At 58.3% G+C, this 20746-nt stretch carries 17 protein-coding genes and 3 pseudogenes; 5 read left to right on the top strand and 15 right to left on the bottom strand.

The genetic code is table 11. The annotated features are described in order from the left end of the window. Positions 1-20 precede the first annotated feature (20 nt). Complete coding sequence (locus AC5O5I_RS15330) at positions 21-938, bottom strand: LysR family transcriptional regulator (protein WP_494511081.1); 918 nt, start codon at positions 936-938, stop codon at positions 21-23. Between the two features lie 130 nt (positions 939-1068). Between AC5O5I_RS15330 and AC5O5I_RS15325 the strand changes: the two genes are divergently transcribed. From AC5O5I_RS15325 to tnpC, 5 genes and pseudogenes are all read left to right on the top strand, one after another. Then, a complete protein-coding gene (locus AC5O5I_RS15325) occupies positions 1069-1827 on the top strand; it encodes a 5-oxoprolinase subunit PxpA (RefSeq protein WP_172219641.1) in 759 nt (252 codons plus the stop codon). Between the two features lie 90 nt (positions 1828-1917). Next, a complete protein-coding gene (locus tag AC5O5I_RS15320; protein ID WP_172219639.1) occupies positions 1918-2805 on the top strand; it encodes a 5-oxoprolinase subunit B family protein in 888 nt (295 codons plus the stop codon). Then, positions 2802-3773, top strand: coding sequence for a 5-oxoprolinase subunit C family protein (locus tag AC5O5I_RS15315; protein ID WP_172219637.1), 972 nt, complete (start codon positions 2802-2804; stop codon positions 3771-3773). The genes AC5O5I_RS15320 and AC5O5I_RS15315 overlap by 4 nt, the downstream gene beginning before the upstream one ends. 236 nt (positions 3774-4009) lie before the next feature. After that, positions 4010-4305, top strand: a pseudogene (locus AC5O5I_RS15310) (toxin VasX); the annotation flags it as partial. 7 nt (positions 4306-4312) lie between these two features. After that, positions 4313-5498, top strand: a pseudogene (gene tnpC / locus AC5O5I_RS15305) (IS66 family transposase); the annotation flags it as partial. Positions 5499-5802: 304 nt separating this feature from the next. On the opposite strand, the gene AC5O5I_RS15300 reads toward tnpC, so the two are convergent. The 14 genes and pseudogenes from AC5O5I_RS15300 to tssC all read right to left on the bottom strand — a co-directional run bounded on the left by AC5O5I_RS15300 (position 5803) and on the right by tssC (position 20742). Then, a complete protein-coding gene (locus AC5O5I_RS15300) occupies positions 5803-6801 on the bottom strand; it encodes a beta propeller repeat protein (protein WP_494511080.1) in 999 nt (332 codons plus the stop codon). 19 nt (positions 6802-6820) lie between these two features. Then, a complete protein-coding gene (locus tag AC5O5I_RS15295) occupies positions 6821-7972 on the bottom strand; it encodes a hypothetical protein (RefSeq protein ID WP_494511079.1) in 1152 nt (383 codons plus the stop codon). Positions 7973-7974: 2 nt separating this feature from the next. Continuing rightward, positions 7975-8331 carry a DUF4150 domain-containing protein gene (locus AC5O5I_RS15290; RefSeq protein WP_494511078.1) on the bottom strand — a complete coding sequence of 119 codons (357 nt, stop codon included), beginning with the start codon at positions 8329-8331 and terminating at the stop codon, positions 7975-7977. Next, complete coding sequence (locus AC5O5I_RS15285; RefSeq protein ID WP_494511077.1) at positions 8331-9692, bottom strand: DUF2169 family type VI secretion system accessory protein; 1362 nt, start codon at positions 9690-9692, stop codon at positions 8331-8333. Before AC5O5I_RS15285 ends, AC5O5I_RS15290 begins: the two co-directional genes overlap by 1 nt. A gap of 14 nt (positions 9693-9706) precedes the next feature. Further along, positions 9707-11773 (bottom strand): type VI secretion system Vgr family protein, encoded by a 2067-nt coding sequence (locus AC5O5I_RS15280; RefSeq protein ID WP_494511076.1) that lies wholly within the window; start codon positions 11771-11773, stop codon positions 9707-9709. A gap of 75 nt (positions 11774-11848) precedes the next feature. Beyond that, the gene (locus AC5O5I_RS15275; protein ID WP_172219617.1) at positions 11849-12364 is read right to left on the bottom strand and encodes an Hcp family type VI secretion system effector; all 516 of its coding nucleotides are present in this window, start codon (positions 12362-12364) and stop codon (positions 11849-11851) included. A gap of 132 nt (positions 12365-12496) precedes the next feature. Further along, positions 12497-13310, bottom strand: a pseudogene (icmH, locus tag AC5O5I_RS15270) (type IVB secretion system protein IcmH/DotU). A gap of 55 nt (positions 13311-13365) precedes the next feature. Beyond that, on the bottom strand, positions 13366-14703 hold the full coding sequence (tssK, locus tag AC5O5I_RS15265) for a type VI secretion system baseplate subunit TssK (RefSeq protein WP_494511075.1): 1338 nt from the start codon (positions 14701-14703) through the stop codon (positions 13366-13368). Between the two features lie 46 nt (positions 14704-14749). Continuing rightward, positions 14750-15544 carry a type VI secretion system lipoprotein TssJ gene (tssJ, locus tag AC5O5I_RS15260; protein WP_494511074.1) on the bottom strand — a complete coding sequence of 265 codons (795 nt, stop codon included), beginning with the start codon at positions 15542-15544 and terminating at the stop codon, positions 14750-14752. Further along, positions 15541-16098, bottom strand: a complete 558-nt coding sequence (locus tag AC5O5I_RS15255) for an FHA domain-containing protein (RefSeq protein ID WP_494511073.1) — start codon at positions 16096-16098, stop codon at positions 15541-15543. Before AC5O5I_RS15255 ends, tssJ begins: the two co-directional genes overlap by 4 nt. Continuing rightward, positions 16095-17111: a type VI secretion system baseplate subunit TssG gene (gene tssG, locus AC5O5I_RS15250; RefSeq protein ID WP_172219601.1), complete on the bottom strand. Its 1017-nt coding sequence runs from the start codon at positions 17109-17111 to the stop codon at positions 16095-16097. The genes AC5O5I_RS15255 and tssG overlap by 4 nt, the downstream gene beginning before the upstream one ends. Then, positions 17075-18841, bottom strand: coding sequence for a type VI secretion system baseplate subunit TssF (gene tssF / locus AC5O5I_RS15245; RefSeq protein WP_494511072.1), 1767 nt, complete (start codon positions 18839-18841; stop codon positions 17075-17077). The genes tssG and tssF overlap by 37 nt, the downstream gene beginning before the upstream one ends. A 3-nt stretch (positions 18842-18844) precedes the next feature. After that, positions 18845-19255, bottom strand: coding sequence for a type VI secretion system baseplate subunit TssE (gene tssE / locus AC5O5I_RS15240; protein ID WP_494511071.1), 411 nt, complete (start codon positions 19253-19255; stop codon positions 18845-18847). Beyond that, positions 19252-20742 (bottom strand): type VI secretion system contractile sheath large subunit, encoded by a 1491-nt coding sequence (gene tssC, locus AC5O5I_RS15235; protein ID WP_494511070.1) that lies wholly within the window; start codon positions 20740-20742, stop codon positions 19252-19254. The genes tssE and tssC overlap by 4 nt, the downstream gene beginning before the upstream one ends. Positions 20743-20746: the final 4 nt, after the last annotated feature.

The raw sequence follows: 20746 nt of genomic DNA, 5'->3' as shown, positions 1-20746 counted from the left end.
TGGGGCATACGCATGCTCCATCAGCGCCGGGCAGACAACTGCTGCGGTGCCAGAAACGCATCATGGAAATAGTTGCGCACAGCCTGCATCGCCGGGCTTAACGCCCGCTCCCGGTGCCAGGCCAGCCCCACGCTCATCGGCGTCACCGGGTCGCTGATGGTCACTGTCTCGATGCGCTTGCCCTCCAGCGACCAGGGCCGGTGCACCAGGTCGGACAGGATCGCCACGCCGCTGCCATTGGCGACCATGCTGCGCACGGCCTCCACCGAACTGGTCCTGACCCGCACGCGCGGCTGCTGCCCGGCCTGCTGCCAATAGCGCATGGCGCTTTGCTCGGCCTCATCGACTGTGAGCAGAATGAAAGGCTCCTTGGCGACATCGGCCAGGCTCACCGCCGAGCGCTCGCACAGCGGATGATGCCCGGGCAACCACAACCGCCGCTCGGAGTTGAACAACGTCTCCGAAACGATGGCAGGGTGGGTGAGGTTGGCGGTGAGCACCACCGCCATGTCGAAACGCCCCTCCAGCAGGCCTTGTTCGATGGCGCTGCGCTCCTGCTCGTACAGCTCCAGGGTTACGCCTGGATGCCAGTGCTCCAGGCGCTGCAGGTGGTGGGGCAGGAAGTAGCCGATCACCGTGTAGCTTGCGGCCAGGCGCAGCAGGCCACTGGCGCGCATGTCCGGTAGCGGGCTGTTCAACGCATCGTCGACGCTGCGCATTATCACGTAGGCGCGGTTCAGGAAGTGCCGGCCAGCTTCAGTCAGGCTCATGCCTTGGGCGGAGCGCTGGAACAACAGCATGCCGAGCATCGCCTCGAGCTCCTTGATCGCCGTGGTCACCGCTGACTGGGAGATGTTCAGGTGGATCGCCGCCTGGGATATCTGGCCGATCTCGGCAGTGGCGATAAAATAACGGACCTGGCGCAGGGTCAGTGACACGGTAGGCTCCTGTGGCGGCTGCAGGTATCTGATTTTCCGAAGACACCCTATCTGTTTATAGATCTTCCCAAGGGGGCGACGAGAATCTAACGTGGCCTGCATGCAGTCACAAGTGCCAGGAGAGACAGTCATGCAAGTGGTGGATTTCAACTCGGACATGGGTGAGGGCTTTGGCCCGTGGACCATTGGCGATGGCGTAGACAACGAGTTGATGGGCTACATCAGCACGGCCAACATCGCCACCGGCTTTCATGCCGGCGACCCCGGCACCATGCGCCGCACTGTCGAGCGGGCCAAGGCCCTGGGCGTTGCAGTAGGGGCGCACCCGGGTTTCCGCGACCTGGTCGGCTTCGGCCGCCGGCACATCAATGCGCCGGCCCAGGAGCTGGTCGACGACATGCTCTACCAACTCGGCGCGCTGCGTGAAATTGCCCGCGCCCAGGGCGTGTCCCTGCAGCACATCAAGCCGCACGGGGCGCTGTACATGCACTTGGCGCGTGACGAAGAAGCCGCGCGGCTGCTGGTGGAAAACCTGCGGGTAATCGAGCCCGAACTGCTGCTGTATTGCATGCCGGGTTCGGTGATCTGCCGGATCGCCCGGCAACTCGGCCAGCCGGTGGTTCGCGAGTTCTACGCCGACCGCGAATACGACCTGAGTGGTTCGATCGTGTTCACCCGCAATGTCCGTGGTCATGAACCCAGAGCAGTGGCTGAGCGGGTGCTGCGGGCCTGCCAGCAGGGCGTGGTGCGCACGGTCGAGGGCCAGGACCTGGCCATCGAGTTCGACTCCATCTGCCTGCACAGTGATACCCCGGGTGCGCTGGACCTGGTCGAGGCCACGCGCAAGGCGCTGGACACAGCGGGCATCGAGGTGCGAGCCCCGCGCTGAGCCCATGTGGCATGCGGCATGTACCCGCCGCAGCCCGCGCATTTTGTTTTTGCCTGCCTTTCTATAAAGATTCCAAGAAAAGGAACAGTCATGGCCGAACCGCTTGCTACAACCCCGATCCGTTACAGCTTCGGCGCCGACGAGCATCTGTTTGCCGAAGTCAGTGACAGCATGTCGCTGGAGGCTTTTTTCAAGGGCATGGCCATCACCCGTGCGGTGGAGCGGCTGGCGCTGGATGGCGTGCTGGATGTGTGCCTGGCCAACGCGTCGTTCCAGATCCGCTTCGACCCGGACCGCATCGCCCCCGAAACGCTGCTCGACGCCGTGCGCGGTGCAGAAGCCCAGGCGGTGGCCGAGCGCAGCTTGCACACGCGAATCATCGAGATACCGGTGCTGTACAACGACCCGTGGACGCACGAAACCCTGATGCGCTTTCGTGACCGCCACCAGGACCCGACCAGCACCGACCTGGAGTACGCGGCGCGCATCAACGGCCTGGCCGATGTCGAGGCGTTCATCGCTGCGCACAGCGGCGCGCCCTGGTTCGTGTCGATGGTCGGCTTCGTCGCCGGCTTGCCGTTCATGTTCCAGATGGTCGAGCGCGAGCGGCAGTTACAGGTGCCCAAATACCTGCGGCCACGCACCGACACCCCCAAGCTCACCTTGGGCCATGGCGGCTGCTTTGGTTGCATCTACTCGGTGCGCGGGGCAGGGGGCTACCAGATGTTCGGCGTTACTCCGGCGCCGATCTACGACCCGCAGCAGACATTGAATTACCTGAAGGCGCACATGGTGTTCTTCCGACCAGGAGACATCGTGCAGTTCAAGCCCATCGACCGCCGCACCTACGACCAGGCAGTGGCGGATGTGGAGGAGGGTCGCTTCGACCTGCGCATTCGCCCGGTGGAGTTTTCCCTGGACGCGTTCCTCGCCGACCCGGTCGGCTACCCCAAATCGCTGCAGGAGGTGCTGGCATGATCAAGGTACTCAAACCGGGCCTGGCCACCTCCGTGCAGGACCTGGGCCGCGAAGGCTACTACCACCTGGGCATCCCGCCGTCTGGTGCACTTGACCAGTATGCCCTGAGCGCCGCCAACCACCTGGTGGGCAACCCGGCCGGTGCGGCAGGCCTTGAATGCGCGCTGGTGGGGCCGGAGCTGGAGTTCCAGCACGATGCACTGGTGGCGGTATGCGGGGCACAGATGCCGGTGTTGCTCGATGGCCGTGAGCAGCGCCCGGACACGGCGTTTGCCGTGCGCGCGGGGCAGGTGTTGCGGTTCGGCTTCCCTACCGCTGGCGCCCGTGCCTACCTGGCGGTGGCCGGAGGCATCGATGTACCCGAGGTGCTCGGTAGCCGCTCCACCTATGCCCTGGGAGCGCTGGGCGGGTTCCATGGGCGCAAGCTGATGGCGGGCGATGTGCTGCCGGTCGGCCTGCCGAGCGGCAAGACCCACGCCGGTGCCAGCCTGCCCATGGCCCTGCGCCAGGCCCTGGGCGGCGAAGTGGTACTGCGGGTGGTGCCGGGCCTGTACTTCCACCGCCTGACCGACGCGGCGGCGCAAAGCTTCTTCACCCAGGCCTGGACGGTCGGCTCCGAGGCGGACCGTATCGGCTATCGCTACAAGGGCGGCAGTGCCTTGAGCTTCCAACCGCGGGAACAGCCGTTCGGTGCCGGGTCGGACCCCTCCAATATCGTCGACAGCTGCTACCCGATCGGTTCGATTCAGGTGCCGGCGGGGCTGGAGCCGATCATCCTGCACCGGGATGCAGTGTCGGGCGGTGGCTATGCCATGATCGGCACGGTGATCAGCGCCGACCTCGATCTGATCGGGCAGATGCAGCCGAACCAGCAGGCACGGTTTCTGGCGGTCAGCCTGGAGCAGGCGCTGGAGGCGCGGCGGTCGTACAAGAAGAAGCTCGGTTGCCTGGCCAGGCTGTTCTCCTGAGCGCAATGCGTTTTTCTCATTGAAGCAGGAGCAACTGTCTTGCACAAAATTTAATCGGCGTGCGCGATCCCTGTGGGAGCGGGCTTGCCCGCGAACACCGGCGAAGCCGGTGCCATCCACCCTCATGGTTCTTCGCGGGTAAATCCGTTCCTACAATCACGGTCGAATATTCCTACAGCGACTTGGGAAACGCCAGGCTCCTCCCAGAACGGCAGTGCGCGACATGGTCGCGGTCGCTGCCAGGGAGCAGTGGCTGCTTTGCCATTGCCGCCGCTGAAGGCGGGCTGCCGCACGACCAGTGCATGTTATGCGTGCGCCAGGGTCTGCTGATCCTCCTGCCGCTGCGCCGCGCGCTGCGGTGGCCGACAGCCTGCATATTTCGGCCAAGCTGGGCCTGCGCATCTTGCGCATGGGTTACCTGTACGTGCTGCTCGACCGGCAGGTCTGGCATGGCTACGAGGTCAGTGCGCAGGGTCATTTACGCTATTTCAACCCGTACGAGCCACAGGACGGTCCGCCGTCGCCGCTGCCGGCAGCCGACGTGTGCCTGCGGTTGCTGCAAACATGTGATCGGTGAAGAAACCAGCGAGCAGCTGGATATCGTGCCCATGCAGATCCGCGTGATCAAACACATCCGTAAAGTTTACGGTTGCCGCGGCTGTGAAATCGCTCCGGGCACCGCTGACCAACCCGCTCAGTTGATCGAAAAGAGCATGGCCAGTCCGAGCGTCTTGGCGATGCTGCTGACGACCAAGTATGTCGATGGCTTACCGCTGCACCGTTTCGAAACGGTGCTGAGCAGACACGTTATCGAAATTCCGCGTCAGACCTTGGCACGCTGGGTGATTCAGTGCGGCGAGCACCTGCAACCACTGCTGAATCTGATGCGCGACCGGTTGCTGGAAAGCCCGGTCATCCATTGCGACGAAGCGCGCGTCCAAGTGCTTAAAGAAGCGGATCGAGACCCGACCAGCGAATCCTGGATGTGGGTGCAAGCCAGTGGGCCACCGGATCAGAAAGTCGTGCTGTTCGACTACACATCCAGCCGTGCGCAGGATGTGCCGCTGCGCTTGCTGGAACGTTATCGCGGCTATGTCTTGACGGACGATTACGCCGGCTATAACGCCTTGGCGTTGCAGCGGGATATTGAGCGATTGGCGTGCATGGCGCATGCCCGTCGCAAGTTTGTTGAAGCTCAGAAGGTGCAGCCCAAGGGCAAAGCCGGGCGCGCGGATATGGCGCGGGCATTGATCAACAAGCTGTAAGGCATCGAACGTGAACTGAAGGATGCCAGTGATGAGCAGCGATTGACTGGCCGGCAGGAAAAGAGCCTGCCGATCCTGACGCAGTTGAAAAGTTGGCTGGACAAGACGCAGCCGCATGTGAGGCCGCAAAGTGTGCTCGGCAAGGCTGTGAATTACCTGGCTAGCAATTGGAGTCGGCTGGAGCGTTATGTAGAGGCTGGGTATTTGCCAGATCGATAACAACCCGGCAGAGCACGCCATAAAGCCATTTGTGAACGGCGTAAGCTTGGCTATTCAGCGACACGCCCCAAGGGGGCGCCGGCAGTGCTCAGCTTGACAGTCTGGTCGAGACTGCCAAGATCAACGGCCAAAGCCCTATACCTGGCTGCGCTATGTACTGGAGCGGCTGCTACATGCGCAGACGGCGGCAGACTATGACGCACTGTTGCCGTGGAACGGCTCACCGGAAATGCCACGGTAAACAGCGTCCCCAGTATTTTAAGGGCTGGTGCGTCAAGTAATCACGCTGATGTTCTGCGACGCAATTTTAATTAATTGCCAGAAAACGGCACGATGACTCTCTGGGGACTGACCTACCTAGCGTTGTCGAGTGAAGACGCAGAAAAGCTGTCTGCAATGAAAAAATGGGATATGATTCTTGCAGCTTGTGCTGCGTGACGCATGATTAGGAACTCGGGGTTGAGTTTGAGGGTGCGGATGCAATTTTATTTATTACACCCGCCCAGAGGTTTGTCTAAAGTTCTAAAAATGTTATTGCCATAACCCTACAAATTGTCTGGATGATCTATTAATTGCCATTCGTCTTGATTGAATCGGAGGACGAATCGGTTTGTAACTACCCATAGTGTATCTTCAGTTGAGCTTAAGCTTTCTATGCTGTAGTCCTTAGGTAGGGGAAGGTCGGGGGGGAGAGGGTGAACGAAAACTCCATTTTTCAACACTAATAAACCATTAGTGGTTCCGATATAGATGGAGTCATTGAAGTAGCGAATGCACCAAAAATTCTTACTGATTTTTTCTGAAGCTAGCCGTTTAAAGCCTTCTCTGGAGTTTCCGCGAACAATTGTCCCGTTGTGGCCACATACCATGATGTCGTCTTGTGTAATGCAGTGAATGCTGTGAAGATGTTGTCTGGTGCCGCTCCTGCATTTGCTCCACTCTTTCCCATTCCAGTGGTAAATCACTCCATTGGTCCCGCATGTATAAATATCCTCCTTAGAAAGGCCGTCAATGGACTGTAGAGTTGTGATTGAGCGCGAGGCGCTTGTTAGTCTTTGAATTTTCTCTGGGTCTTCAGTTTTTTTTATATCAAATATTTTATCTAAAGCCACTTTCACATTGGTCGCTATTCCTTGGCCAATTTCTTCGGTGCGGTTTGATTCGATTTTATATATTTGCCCCTCGGTTCCGCAGCAGAAAAAAATCCCATCGATTACAGCTAGCGATGTAAGTGGGGCGTATGTATTTCTACTAATTTTTGTGGTTGAAGTTTCTTTGGTGTTGAATATCTCTATGTATCCGTCTGTTGTAAGCGCGCAGCCTGCTCTTGCGAGTTCATTCTGCTGTGGTCGAAATGCTGTAGAGATCACTGTTTTGCTGTTCAGGTCGTGATAATGCCAGATGACAGGAAGGTCTAAATTTAGGACAAACATCCTGGTGTGGTTGATGTCCTCTAGAGAGTCAATAAATGAGGCGACATACAGCATGTTGTCGTTTATTGCGCATCCGCTTCCAAATGATATTTTTTTGGTTTTGCTCTTCATTGATGCCTCTGTGTCTGTTTTATAGTCCACCAGCACCCTTTTGGGTGTTAGATCCTATCTTGGTGAGATCAGTAGTTTTCAATAGGTTCGTTTTGTTGTAGGCTCGATATAGGTCGTTGGATTTCAATCCCATGCTGATATGGTAAGCATGCAGTTCTGCAAGCATTATAGTCGGGTTACATCCAGTAATGGCAGCTGCGGCCATAACTCCAATTAGCTCTAGCTCACCTAATGTTGCTGTTCCAGGGGGAGCACCTTCGCTACCAAGCTTTTTCTCGGCCGGGTCATAAATAGCGTGAATTAAACCGTGCTCATTTGCTTTTCGGCCTCTAGCTCTGGGGGTTCCACCATCAACACAGATAGTGTAGCCGTGAGCATGTGAAAGCCCCCCCGGAATCCGGGGGCCAGGGACTCTATGTCTATCAGGTAATCTGAAAGCTCTGTCTGCAACAATATGGTGTCCAGTTTTTCCTGGCGGGCAATTTTTTCCTTTCCCATATTTACGTAGGCGGCAGTCTCTCTTCTCACCTTTGGATTTCCCACCGTCGTTGCTTGATTTCTTAGGTTTTTTGGGGGGCTTGGAGGGGGGGGGATTTCTGACAGCTCTGCTTGCTTTTCCTGCCGCTTTCCCTACAAGTACTCCGCCCTTGGCTGCGTCTCCAATTATCGGAATGGCGGAAAATGCAGCTAGCCCCGCATTTGCTATATCTCCCTCTGCCACGTAGATTACGGCATTAATTCCGTCTGGGATTGCACCAAGACCTGGTACAAATCCCAACATATCAAGAGTTCCGTGTACCCAAGGGCTTGTCTTGTTCCACCATCCTTCTTCGGTTGTCTCCTTTACGGGAGGGTTCGCTGTGGAGGCTGGTAACTTCGTCTTCGACGTGTCGCCGATTACCCTTCCAATGGTGTTACCATTAGCATCTGTGCCTTGCGTGTTTAGTTCTTTTTGAGCTTTGGGTTGGGCGTAGTTTGGTAGCTCGTATTCTGGAGTTTCTGCCCGGAATTTGAAATACGCTTCATAAGTAAGGTGTTCGCGAGTTACTAAATTTTTACCTTTCCATAACTGAACTACTACGCCGTTGCCTTGTTGGTAAGTGGCGATGCTGTGCGTATCACCTATGGGTCGTTGGAACTTGCCGATCTCAATTTCTAATGGCTCATCCATGGCTACGACCCATTCATCCAGAACAGATCATTGTGGCGGACGACTAATTTTCCCTCGGCGCGCACTGTGCTGCTTTTTTCTTGCGGGTAACATTTACCGCCAACGGTATTGCTGATGATCCCTTTCGCCGCACCTGCCTGATCCCCATCGGTTTTAGGTACGAGGCTCATGTCATATACGACGATTGGTTTGCCGTTGACACGCACGGATTTCGCTACGCCAGTTGCTATTTTTAGCTCCACAGTGACGGGGTAGGGAACGGGCGGGGTTGCGCCACCCATTGGAGTTTTACAAACATCAGGGGCGATGCTGACGACTCTCCAATTTTGTTGTTTACGAGCAAGTATGTTCTCTGCCATCAGCCTCTCTCCCCACCCGTTAGGTTTGTTGGCCGGGCGCGTTTTATGAGCGGGGCTGTGGGGTCGACTTCGAATCGGGCTTCGAGTGTACGGATAGGTTCGGTAGAGGGAAGACTGATTCGATGAGTCAACGACAAACGCATTGCATCTGCGTCGATAATTAGGGTGTCAGTGAGTAAAGGGAGGGGGATCAGCGCACCGTTATGAAGCCGAGCCAGCAGAAATGGACGATGACCTGGTAATTCAACGGTCAGTTGGCCGTTGTGGCCGTTTTCATGCGAGGTCAGGTTGAACAATTCGATCTGTACATCAGGCCTCAAGAAAGCTGCCTGCTGATCTGCAGGAGCACAGTTCCAATAGCCAAACTCGAAGTCGGCAGGGAGGCCAGGCCAGCGAGTGTCCCGCCATTCATCGTCATAGGTGCCCGCGAGGGCAAGGCGTGGCGCCCAAGCGCGCCCGACTGCTCCGAAGCCTGCAGGTTGGTGAGCGAGGGATCTGGATACCTCGGCCATCTCTTTGGCTGTGATGTCACCGTCAGGCTGCAGACTATCTGTCAGTTTGCTGATGGGGTCATTGATCTGCTCGATTTGAGGCGCCAGTAATTCCTCTATTGACTGCTTTATTGATTTTGCAAGCTTAAAGTAACGAGCCTCGACCCAGCCACGACCTAGTGGGTTGCTATAGCAAACCTGATTAATAATGTAAGGCTCAGAGGCGTGATCAGGAAATTGCGGATTGCACAAAGCGCTAGCCCCCCCAAAAGCGTATTCCCACCGCAGCGGTACGCGCTCGACGGGTTCAGCTTCAGTCACATGCCAGCCGGCCAGCAGGCCTGGCTTGAACATTCGAGGCCCGGTGAAACGTAGTCGCTTGTTCAATAAGATGTTGCGAGTGGGGGCATTGGCGCGGCGCAGCATTGCCTCCGCCTGTGCATCTCGCCATGCATACAGTTGTTGCTCCGTCGGTGGTCCGTCGGTACCAGGCGACTTCGGTGATGCGACGTCAATCTCCAATGGCGCCGCAGGTTCGCTCAAGCGAATTCCAGCAGTCCACGACCGCACAGCTTCCATGCCTGGTGCATAGGCATGTCCATTGACAATCACATCACAGCGAGGTTTGAAAGGTGCTAAATCGCTTTCTTCCTTAACGCTACTGCTCCCTTCCTCACCATAGTATTTATCGGCTAGGCAAAGCGGAACAGGGTCATCATCGATTACTTCAGCGGAAAAGTACCCGGGCTTATTGGCGATGGGCTGCAGTCGATAACCGACTTTCATTACAATTACTGGGTGCTCTATATCCTGTTTGCTGAGCGCACTGAAGCACATGACGTCAAAAGGCGTCAGGTTGCGAAATTCCATCGTGGGTTACCCCTTCAGTTGAGGTCGACATCCTTGCCGTTGATTTGCACAGGCCCTGTGGCACTGAAGTCAAAGTTGCTGCCGTTGATCAGCACGGTCCCGTCGGACTTCATGACCAGCGAGGCCTTGCCTACCGTGATGCTGAGTTCGTCGCCTGCTGTGATGTTGAAGCGGTTGCCGACGATCACGGACTTGTGTACGCCTACCTGCTCGCTTTGGCTCAGGCCAACTGTCGTATTCATCGCCGCACCGACACTGACTTGATAGCCCGCACCAATGGTCAGCGCCTTGGCTAGGCCGATGGTTTCCGCCTTCGCCAACTTGATGGTTTCGGTCTTGTTGGCACCGATGCTGACGTGGCGATTGAGCCCGATGCTGATGGTTTCGTTTTTGCCGACGTCTTCGGTGCGATGGTCGCCGATGGAGATGGTTTCGTTGTGGTCCACCCGCTCGCTGCGGTCGTTGCCGACGAAGGTAGTTTCGTTGTGCTTGACGACGTTGTTCTGATCCTTCTCCGCATGGATAAACACCTCCTGCCGACCCAGCTCATCCTCGAAACGCAGCTCGTTGAAGCCATCGCCCTTGTGGGTCTGGCTCTTGATGGTCATGCGGGTCTTGTGGTCGGGCAGGTCGTAGGGCGGCAGCTGGTTACCGCAATAGGTGCGCCCAGTGATCATCGGCTGGTCGGGGTCACCGTTGACGTACTGGATGATCACGTCCTGGCCGATACGCGGGATGGCCATCGCCCCCCAGCTGCCACCGGCCCAGCCTTGCGATACCCGCACCCAGCAAGAGCTGAACTCGTTGTTGTTGCTCTCCCGGTCCCAGGGGAAGCTGACCTTGACCCGGCCCCACTCGTCGCAGTAGATCTCCTCGCCGGGCGGGCCGACCACGGTAGCCATGTGCGGGCCGTCCACGCGAGGTTTCTGCAAAGGGGCAGGGCGCCATTCGGTGCGACCTGGCACCAGCACTGCGGTTTGCTCATAGCGTGTGCTTTGGTCGACGCAGGCAGCCTCTTCCTGCAGGCTGGTGAACTGGCGACCCTTGTGAACGACACTGTTCACTCGCCAGTGGGCATTGAGGTCATCGCGAGGGTGACCGGTCAGCGTGAAGCTCAGCCCGGGCTGTAGCCGTGCGTCATCCCCTTGAACTTCGGCAATGCGCACATCGTGGCGCAGGGCGGTGATGCGGTTCTCGGTGAACGGTTTGCCCACGGCATCGCGCTTGTAGCGACCGGGATAGTCGAAGCGTTCGTAGTCGGTGGATTGGTGTTCCAGGAAAGGGCCGGCAGCACGGTGTTCCTGACGATACGCCGGATGGGTGAAGGTGTAGTCGCGCTGGACCTGCCGCGAGGTTCGGACCTGTTCGCTGTAGCGCAGTCGCCGCAGGCAGGGTCTAGCCTGATCACCACCACTGCTGGATTGATACAGCACAGTGTTGGGATCGATAACGTCTTCGCCCTCAAAGAAGCCTTCGTCATCGTTGCCAGTCTTGAGCGCGCCATGGCTGATCAACCCAAGGGACAGCAGCTGATCTGTGATGATCAACTTATGCAGTTTTTCACTGTGCTCGAAGCGATAGACGAAGCCCTCTTCCGCCGCCAGACGGGCGATAAAGTCAAGGTCGGTCTCGCCCGCTTGCACGCAGAACTCGCGCACCTGGTGGTCCATGCTCACGCGAAGCTCGTATTGATCGATACCCTGGCGCTTGAGCATCAACTCAAGAATCTGCGGCACGGTTTTTTGCTGGAAGATGCGCCAGTTCGAACGCAGGCCGGCGCGGGCCAGAATGGGTTCGACCAGCGCGTGATAGTAGGTGCGGTAAAAGCCGCTTTCGCCCTGGCTGAAGCTGCTCACCAGGCCGTTCACGTAACGCACCGGCCCTTCTTCATCCAGGATGGTGAGTACTACTGGTTTGTCCAGCACTTGGCCGAAGTCGATATCGGGCTCGAAGCTGACCAGCTCCAACTCCAGGGTGAAGGGTGCGCTGATCGCTTCCCTGAGTTCAAACGACACCACTTCGAACTCAACGTCGCCCACCAGTGGCTCGAATCTGTAGCGCAAATCAGATTGGCTAGGCATAAAAGATCCTTGTCCGCCGTCTGAAGAGTCGAAAAGCCCAGACAGCGCGAAGCTGCCTGGGGCATTTCAGTGGGGTCAGGCGATCGGTTTGCGCCAGTCGTCCGAGCCTTCGGTACCAGCCACCACATGGGCCCAGGAGATCTTGCGGTAGGACATGGACACTTCGATCAATTGGGTGAAGCCAGCGTTCTCCTTGTCCTGCGCATGCGGCAGGGTGGTGTGGATATCGACGATGGTGGCGTCCTCCAGCTTGGTGGTGAAGAAGTGTTCCTGCTTGCCCTCCACTGAGGTGCGATACCAGCTCACCTCAACCGTCGGCAACATTTCGCCGCTGGCCAGGGCCTGGTACATCAGCGGTGTGGCTTTGTTCAGGGCGCTAGTGAAAATGAACGGTTTGTGCACCCGCTGGCCTGCGGGTTGGCCACTCTGCGGGTCGGTTGGGGTGGTCACCTGGTGCTTGATTTCCTGCACCAGAATCTCGTCTTCATGGCCCTCGACGAACACGTTGCCGACCGAGTCAGAGGTGAAGGCGCCTGCGGTGATGTTGCCTTGGGTCTGGCCTTCGATCTTGATGTAAGCGGGTGTTGGCATGGCAGTTTCTCCTGCGTCCATGTGGATACAACACGCCACCACGGGCGGCGTGGCCATCGGAAACGATGGGCTTGTCAACGAGGCAGGTACCTCGTCAATTCGTTGAATTCGGTTGCGTCGCTGTTCGACGCGCTATTGCTGCAAGATGCCGTTGAGCGACTCCAGCACCTCGGTTGTTATCAGGTGCAGGCGGTAGCTGTAGATGCTGTAGGCCACGGCCATGGCGACTGCAGAAATCACCAACGGGCTCCACCAGGGCCATTGCCGGTTCATGCGAAAATTGCGCGGGGCCACGTTGGTGTAGGGATCGCCGAACGATTCCGGCACGGGGCCGCGCAGTTCGCGGATGATCCCGTGAAGCTGGTGAATGAGGCCGTTCAGCGACTCTTCGCCTTTCGGCGCGATGGCGTACTTGCCCTTCAAGCCCAGGCACAGCGCGAAATACATGAACTCCAGCACGTCCTGGTAGCGCTCGGGTTCCTGCATCAGGCGCGAGAGCACGGTGAAGATCTTTTCGCCACCCCAGGTTTCGTCGTGGAAGATGCTCAGCAGTGGCTCCTGGCTCCAGCAGCTGGTCTGGCCCCAGGGTGTTTCCATGACCGCTTCATCGATGTAAAGGCACAGACCGTAGGAGTAGGCCAGCAGCTGAGTGTGCTCGTAGCCGTGCTGGCGCATTTCTTCCCTGATGTTGTCGATCTGGTTGCGTACCTGCCGGTGCACGTCCTTGATGTTGGGTAATTCATCCAGGGTGCGCAGGCGTATGACCAAGCCGAACAAGGGTGCGGCGGCATCCAGCATCAGGTTTGCGAAGCCGCCTCGTAGCTGGAAGTTCTGGGTCGGCTGGGTAGCCTTGGTGTTCAGCGTGTTTTTCTTCAACATCTAGGTCAGGAAGGGCGTCACTTGCCTGTGATTTGGCTTCCTCAGCCTCTTTCTTCACGCGTCGCATCGAAGCCACGATCGTCTCAGCGATATCTTCGTCATTGCGGTGATCGTTCGTCATGTCATTCACTCCTGACTGCCCAGAACTGCAGCTCAAGCCCCGGGAACTCGCCCGCGACATGAATACCGAAGCCATTTGAGCCTTTCATGCCCGCCCAGCTCGGGTCGCGGCGGTCCAGTTCGAAGTAGGTGAAGCCTGCATGGAAAGGCAGGTCCCGTGGCGCCACGGGTAGCGGCACCAGTGGAATACCCGGCAGTTGCAGCGGCACGACCTCGTTCAACGCTTCCAGCGAAACGACTTTGGCCTTCTGCACAAACATCTGGCGCAGCGTTTGCGGGGGCAGATTGGCGCGCACTGCCAGGATGAAGTCGGCTTGATCGATCAGGCGACGGTCGTCCAGCGTGGTCTGCATCAATCCGTACTTCAAAGTTTCCAATGGCAGCGACACGGCGCGCGGCTGAAGTACCGTGCTCAGCGCGCGGCGCAGCGTGTCTTCCAAAGGTTTGAACGAAGTGCGCAACGCTGTGTGGCGATAGGCAGGGTATTCCTGCGGCAGACGGGCCTCGTCGGTGAACGTGACGAACTCACCACAGGCTTGACTCATGTACAGATAAAGCTGCTCGGGGTGCGTCTGGCCTTGCCTGGCCAGATGCTGGAAGCACGGCCACCAGCGGTTCATGGCCTGGAGCAAGTTGAAGTCGCGGATGTCGGCGATACCCGACTGACCTGAAGCACCGATGCGGGCGGCAAGGTTGCGCGCACGTTCGCGCAGGGTGTTTGTGATCTCCTCCAGAAAGCGTTGCAGTGCCGGTATGGCGCGTACCGAGACACTGGTGGGATAGAACCCTTCGTCCAGTTGCAGGCTGCCATCGGGGCGGCGTTCCAATATGCGTGCCAGGGCCAGCCTTGTGTAAGCGCTGCTATCGTCAGCTTTGCGTTTGAGTTGCAGGTTTGGCACTGCCAGGTCAACCTGCACCAGGTCGCCGTCGACGCTGTGCGTGTCCTTGATTTCCTCTGCCTGCGCGCTGTAACGGAAGTTGGCGGTATTGTCAGGCCAGCTCACCTCGCGGCCACCTTCGGTACGCAGCGGCAGGCACAGGAAAATCTCGCTGTCTTTGGCGCCGTCGTCCTCGATTTCCAGCGGTGGGGGTGGCGGCAGGTCAGCAGGGATATCGAACACCGTGCCGTCCGGCATGATGCCCCGCGCGCGGGTGATGGCGATCTTGCCAAGGCTCAGGTACTCATCATTCACCTGCAGTTCGCTGAAGCCATAGAAGGCTGCGTTCAGGCTGCCAAGGCGCTGATGCAGGGCCGCTTCAGCGGCCCGGGCCGCCTGTTGGAAATGCTGCGGTTTGACGAACAGGCCTTCAGGCCACAGGACGGGGTTTCGTGAACTCATGAGCGCTCCGTGTCAGCGTGAGTAAATGAGAGGGACTGGGCTGCCATCAGTCTTCTTCCTTGAGCAGGACCTGCGTGTCGTTGAGCAACACCGACAGGATGATCTGCTGGCCGCGCGGCGGAATACGCAGCACCTGGCTCCATGTGGCGTTCTCCTGGTTGCGGTAGTCGGCGATAACTGCGACGAAACGGGTTTCGGGCTCGATGGCCGCAAAGGGGATGAACTTGAACTGGCCAGGTCGTAGCAGGTAGTCGTCATCGCGAATGTAGGTGCTGCGCAGCGCCTTGGCCGGATCCTTGTCCAGCAGTTCGTAGACGCTGTTGCGCAGCAGCGAGTCGTCGCGCAGCTGAAGGATCTTGATGGCCATGGGCGTGGCGATTGACTCGCCAGCCAGGGTGGCGGTGTGGGGTAAGGTCAGCACCACGGTCGGGTCTTCGTAGCGGCCGGGCGTGCTTTCCTCAAAGGGGGAGCGATTTGGCTGATCGTCCTCGTCCACTGGCACCGCGACGGGTGACATTCCCGGGAACTGTTCCTGGAGGTATTCGAGCAGCGTCCCGACTTTTTCGGTCAAGGCGTAAGGGTCGCCAGCGCTTAAGCTGACGGCATAGGGACTGGGTTCCAGAACGCCAGGCTGTTCAACTGACACATCGACGCTGTGCGCGTTACCGTTGAGCGTCGGGCTGGCATTGATGCTGAACGCGACTTGGGTGGGATGCTCTCTGGTCGCCCCGACGGGCACCGATGGATCCTTGATCACTTGGCCGATTTTACTCAGAGCCGTGCAGCCCGAGAGTCCGATCAGCGCCGTCAGTAGAACGACCACGAATGAATGACGCGTCATGGGCGTTCTCCTGCAATCAGGTGTTCCAGCGGGCTCGATTGCGTTGGCCCCGTTGCAGCGTCCAGTGCCGCCAAAGGATCGTTACCGATACTTGGCGCGAAGACCGAGCAGATGTCTGCGACAACCTGCGTGGCGCCTGAAATGGGTTGCCGGGCGTTGGCTGGAGCCTCCACTAGCCAGTGATCAAGGGTTCGCTGTTCAGGACTGAACATGTCCTCCAGAGAGCGTGCATCGGCCTGCGAAAGTTGAACCTGTAGTCGATAGGTGCCAACGCGCAGTCGGTCACCCTCCAGCAGTCGCCTGGGGGCGAGCGAACCCAAGCTGTCGTGGCTGTCGTTGAGGTAGGTACGCTGACAGCGGTCAATGACGCAGAAGCTGCCCTCTATCCAGCGAATTTCGCAGTGAATCGGCGCAACGGTCTGCTCCCGATCGTTGATCCGCCACGTGGCTTCGGCGCTGCCGATGGTGCCGCCTGTGCAATCGAATTGATGCCGGATAGTGACGTTGTGCTGCAATTGATCAAGGTTCGTAATGCTCAAGGTCAATGTGCTCATGAGCGCCCCCGGAATCGCACGACGGGGCTGATCTGGCCGTGGTGATCATCGACAAAGCTGGTCCAGCCCAGGTAGGCGCCCTTGGCAGGATGCAGGCAGAAGGGCGACAATGCGTTCTGCTTCAGGCGCAGCTCCAGGTCGTAGGCCAGACCATCACGCAACAGGAAATCAATCAGAGCACGCAAGCGATTGAAGTTGATGCCGCTGGGCAACAGGTCACGCAACTGTTCCTGATCAAGCTCGCTGATCACGATGGTGAACTTGCTGCTGCGGGTTCGCGTGCGGCTGCCGACCATGAAGGAGCTACCCAGTGCACCGTTGCTGCAGCCAAGGCTCACCTGTTGCGTGGCAGTGGTGGGAACCGAGCGGCTTTCGAACTCTCGGATGTGCACCTGCTTCAAGTCAAAACAGTGGGCGATGATGCCGGCGACCGTGCCTGGTGCACGGCTGCGGCTGGCGATCACACCGGCGAAACTGAGCAGCCGGCTCCAGGGTAGTGCCGTATCACCGCGCAGCTGTTTGTCATTCAACCCGAGCAGGGCGAAGATGTACTGGGAAAACCCATCGCTGGCACCCGGCTGGAAACGAATGTAGTAGCGGTACTTGCGCCAGATGCGGTGCAGCAGGCTCAGCACGTAGTGATTGAAGAAGTCGAAGAACGCCGGCCGTACACCAATCCCGTGGGCATGCTCGTATGACACTTCTTCCAGGTAATAGGTTGGCAAGGGCGAGTCTGTGCCGTGCAGGCCCATGAAGGTGGTGCACACGCGATAGCGGTCTTCGGCTTCGGGCATGCGCTCGGCTTTGTACACGTCGGAAACCGGAAAGGTCAGTCGCGGGTCGCTGCCCAGCCGCACGCGCAGGCGAGTGGCCCGGTCCGGCCAACGCGGTTCCAGGTCATCCCCGTGCAGGCCGTGCAGGCGCTCCAGCAACTGGTAGAAGTTGTACTGGTGTGCGTCGGCGAGCAGCTTGTCGGCTAGATCAGCGGTTGTTTGCCGGTCTGGATGGGCCATGTGTAGTGCTCGTTGTTGGTAGTGTTGATCACTTCCAGTTGATGGAAGGAGTTGATGCTGGCGTACAGGGCGAAGAAGTGCGCGAGCACGCAGCCGAACAGGTACAGGTCGCCCTCGCAGAGGAAGGCGGCCTGATCCAGCTTCAGCCGTGTGCGTAGCCCGCGAATGGGCTGGCCTTTGATTAGCCAATCCAGAGGTTCTGTTTGAACATCGCGGATGCCTTCGAGGCGCTTATGGGTGGTGCGTGTCTGTTGCAGGTCGTGCAATGCCACGAAGTCATAGGCACGAATCACCGCTTTCAGCGGCTCGGCCGAAAGCAGCGACAGGTAGTTGAGCGACATGTTGGAAATGAGCGCCCACTGCAACTGGCCATCCAGCACCGGCCGATAGGGGCGTGTCGGTTTACAGATGTTGGTATAGGTGGTCAGCGGCGGCGTGACTTCGGAAAACACATTGATGTCGTCGACGCCCAATGCCAGGGGTAGATCGCGATTGGTGCAGGTCAGGTCGATAGACGCCGTTTCCAGTTCACCGGTGTAGGCGTTGGCATCGGCGCGCACGAAAGCGATACGGTGCGTGACGCCATCGCCGCGCAAGGACTCTTCGAGGGTGTAGCGGTAGTACAGCGCCGTGCGTCCTTGAGCGTGCTCGATCTCATGGGCGAACGATTCGAAGGGGCGGAAGGTACGTAGGTGTTCGCCGGTACTGCCGTCTGTTGTCGTACGGGTGCTGATCACTCGATCAACACTGAAAATTTCATACGCATGCCGCTCTTTACCTCTGGGCGTAAGGTCAGAAGGGGCGTGCCGGTTGGAGAGGTCGATAGGCTCGGCGGTGTAGCTGAACAGGTTTACCGCCGGCGCGCAGAACAGGCTGAAGTCCGCCGTACCGATACGCAACGAATCCGGTAGCTGGCGGGTGAAGTGAAGTTCAATGCCCACCTGCTGAGTTGCTTGATCGGGCCAGATCTTCTGCAGTCCGGTGATGCTGAAGAAGTGAAAGCGCTTTGGAAATACAAAGTATTCCTGCAAGATCCGATAGCCGTCGAAGACGTTCTGCGGGTAAGGCAGCAGCCCTTCGTTTGAGCTGAAGCCTGGGAAGACGATGCTGCTGGCTGGCAGCCTGCGGACCTCGCCATTGATCGTCACAGCGACATGCTTGAGGTATTGAGCGATCCAGAGGTACAGCGTGCGGGCAGTCTCGGTATCACCGCTCAGGTGGAAATCCAGACTGTTGCAGCCGAGGGTGTTCAAGGGTCGCTCGACCAAGGTGCGCAGCTCGATGCTTGCCACCGAACTGTCAAGCGTCTGGGTAGCGCTTACCGATTCGATCTCGAACGGATGGATATCCACTGCCGTGCAGGTGCGAAACTCACAAGGCACACCGTCCACAGGTTTAGAGAACAGCTGTGAACCTTTGGGAATGCGTTGCGATTGGCTGAGCGCTTGCTTGAGTGGTGTGAACTGGATAATGGTGGCGCTCGGCAGTGGCCGCAGGTAATTGGGCCACAGCAGTTGCAGCATGGGGTGCGTCAGCTCTGGCAAGTCATCCTCCAGCTTGAGGCGCAGCTTGGCCGTGAGGAAGGCAAAGGCTTCCATCAGGCGTTCGACATCCGGGTCGCTGCCACCCTTGCCCAGCAGCCGGGCAAGTTGTGGGTTGTCTTTGGCGAAGTCGTTTCCCAGCTCATGCAGGTAACGCAACTCTTCGCTGAATCGATCCTTGAGTGACATCGGTCACCTCACTCGGGTGTGGCGGCTATGGCCGTTGACCAGCAGCTCCAGTTGCAGCTGCTCCTTGTGGTTGTTGACCTGCACCTGGCAGTCCAGCCTGAAATGCAGCTCCAGCGGGGCGAGACAATCGGGCATGGCTTTGAGCGATCGCACGTGCACACGAGGCTCGAAACGCCGAATTGTGCGGCGTATGTCGGCGCTCACTTGCTTGAGCAGGTCGCCACTGCTTGCGTCGTGCCCGTTGAAGTCATGCAGGCCAAGCTCAGGGCTGCTCTGGGAGCAGCCCTGACGCGCATTGAGTAGCGTTTCCAGGTGGCGCTTGATGCCGGCAAACTTCTCGGCAGCGGTTTCTTGCCGAGAGGGCGTGCGGCTTACAGTCTGATCCGCCAGCAAACGGTCGAAAAATCCACTCATTGGGTATCAAGCCGGCCGACCAGTGAGATCTCGAAGTTCGCGCCCATGTATTTGAAGTGGGGGCGCACGGCGAGTGAAACCTGGTACCAGCCCGGGTCGCCGGCCACATCGGAAACCTCGACCTTTGCAGCGCGCAACGGGCGACGGCTGCGTACGTCGGCTGACGGATTTTCCTGGTCGGCGACGTATTGCCTGATCCATTTGTTGAGTTCGGACTCAAGATCCTTGCGCTCCTTCCAGCTACCAATCTGCTCGCGCTGCAGTACCTTGATGTAGTGGGCCAGCCGGTTGACGATGAACAGGTAAGGCAGCTGGGTGCCGAGCTTGTAGTTGGTCTGAGCCTGCAGCCCTTCCGCGGTCTTGGGAAAGTTCTTCGGTTTCTGCACCGAGTTGGCCGAGAAAAATGCGGCGTTGTCGCTGTCTTTGCGCATGGTCAAGGCGATGAAACCTTCTTCGGCCAGCTCAAATTCCTTGCGATCGGAAATCAGCACCTCGGTTGGGATCTTCGCTTGTAACTGCCCCAGCGCCTCGTAGAGGTGTACTGGCAGATCTTCGACGGCGCCACCGGACTGCGGGCCGATGATGTTAGGGCACCAGCGGTAGCGGGCGAAGCTGTCGTTAATGCAGCTGGCCAGCAAAAAGGCGGAGTTGCCCCACAGGTAGTTTTCGTGTCGTCCGGCAATGTCCTCGACGTAGTGATAGCTCTGCACGGGATTTTCTTGCGGATGATAGGCCGGGCGAAGCATGAAACGGGGGCCGGTCAGTGCAGTGTGGCGAGCGTCTTCACTTTCACGGAACGCACGCCATTTGGCATGCCGTGGCCCGGCGAAAATGTCTTTGATTTCCTTCAGATTGGGCAGCTCTTCAAAGCTGCTCAAATTGAAGAAATCGGGGGATGGGGCGGCAAGGAAAGGTGCGTGGGACATGGCACCGACGGAGGCCATGTAGCTCAAAAGCTTGATGTCTGGAGATGAGGGGCCGAAGTCATAGTTCCCCACCATGGCCGCCACGGGCTCACCACCGAATTGACCGTAACCCGCGGTGTAAACGTGTTTGTACATACCGCTGCACGTGATGTCGGCCGCGTTCTCGAAATCATCTAGCAAGTCTTCCTTGTTGGCATGCAGAACTTCAAGCTTGATGTTCTCGCGGAAGTCCGTACGGTCGACCAGAAGTTTGAGGCTGCGCCACGCCGATTCAAGCTGTTGAAACTCGGGCTGATGCAGGATGGCATCCATCTGTCGGCTGAGCACTCGGTCCAGCTCTGCAATCATTTGATCGACGCGATGCTTGTTGATTAGTTGATCTGGATCATTGCTCTTGAGTATTTCTGCAATGAAGGCCGATACGCCTTGGCGAGCGACTTGATAACCCTCCTGCGCGGGCACCAATTTGGTTTCGGCCATAATCTGGTCGAGCAAAGTGGCTTTGCTCAATGTCTCGCCGGACAGTTCAACGGCGAGGGTGGTGCTGGTTGACTTTGGCATGGGA

The organism is Pseudomonas sp. 9_2_1 (assembly GCF_059295275.1).
This window is presented reverse-complemented; position numbering and strand designations above follow the sequence as displayed.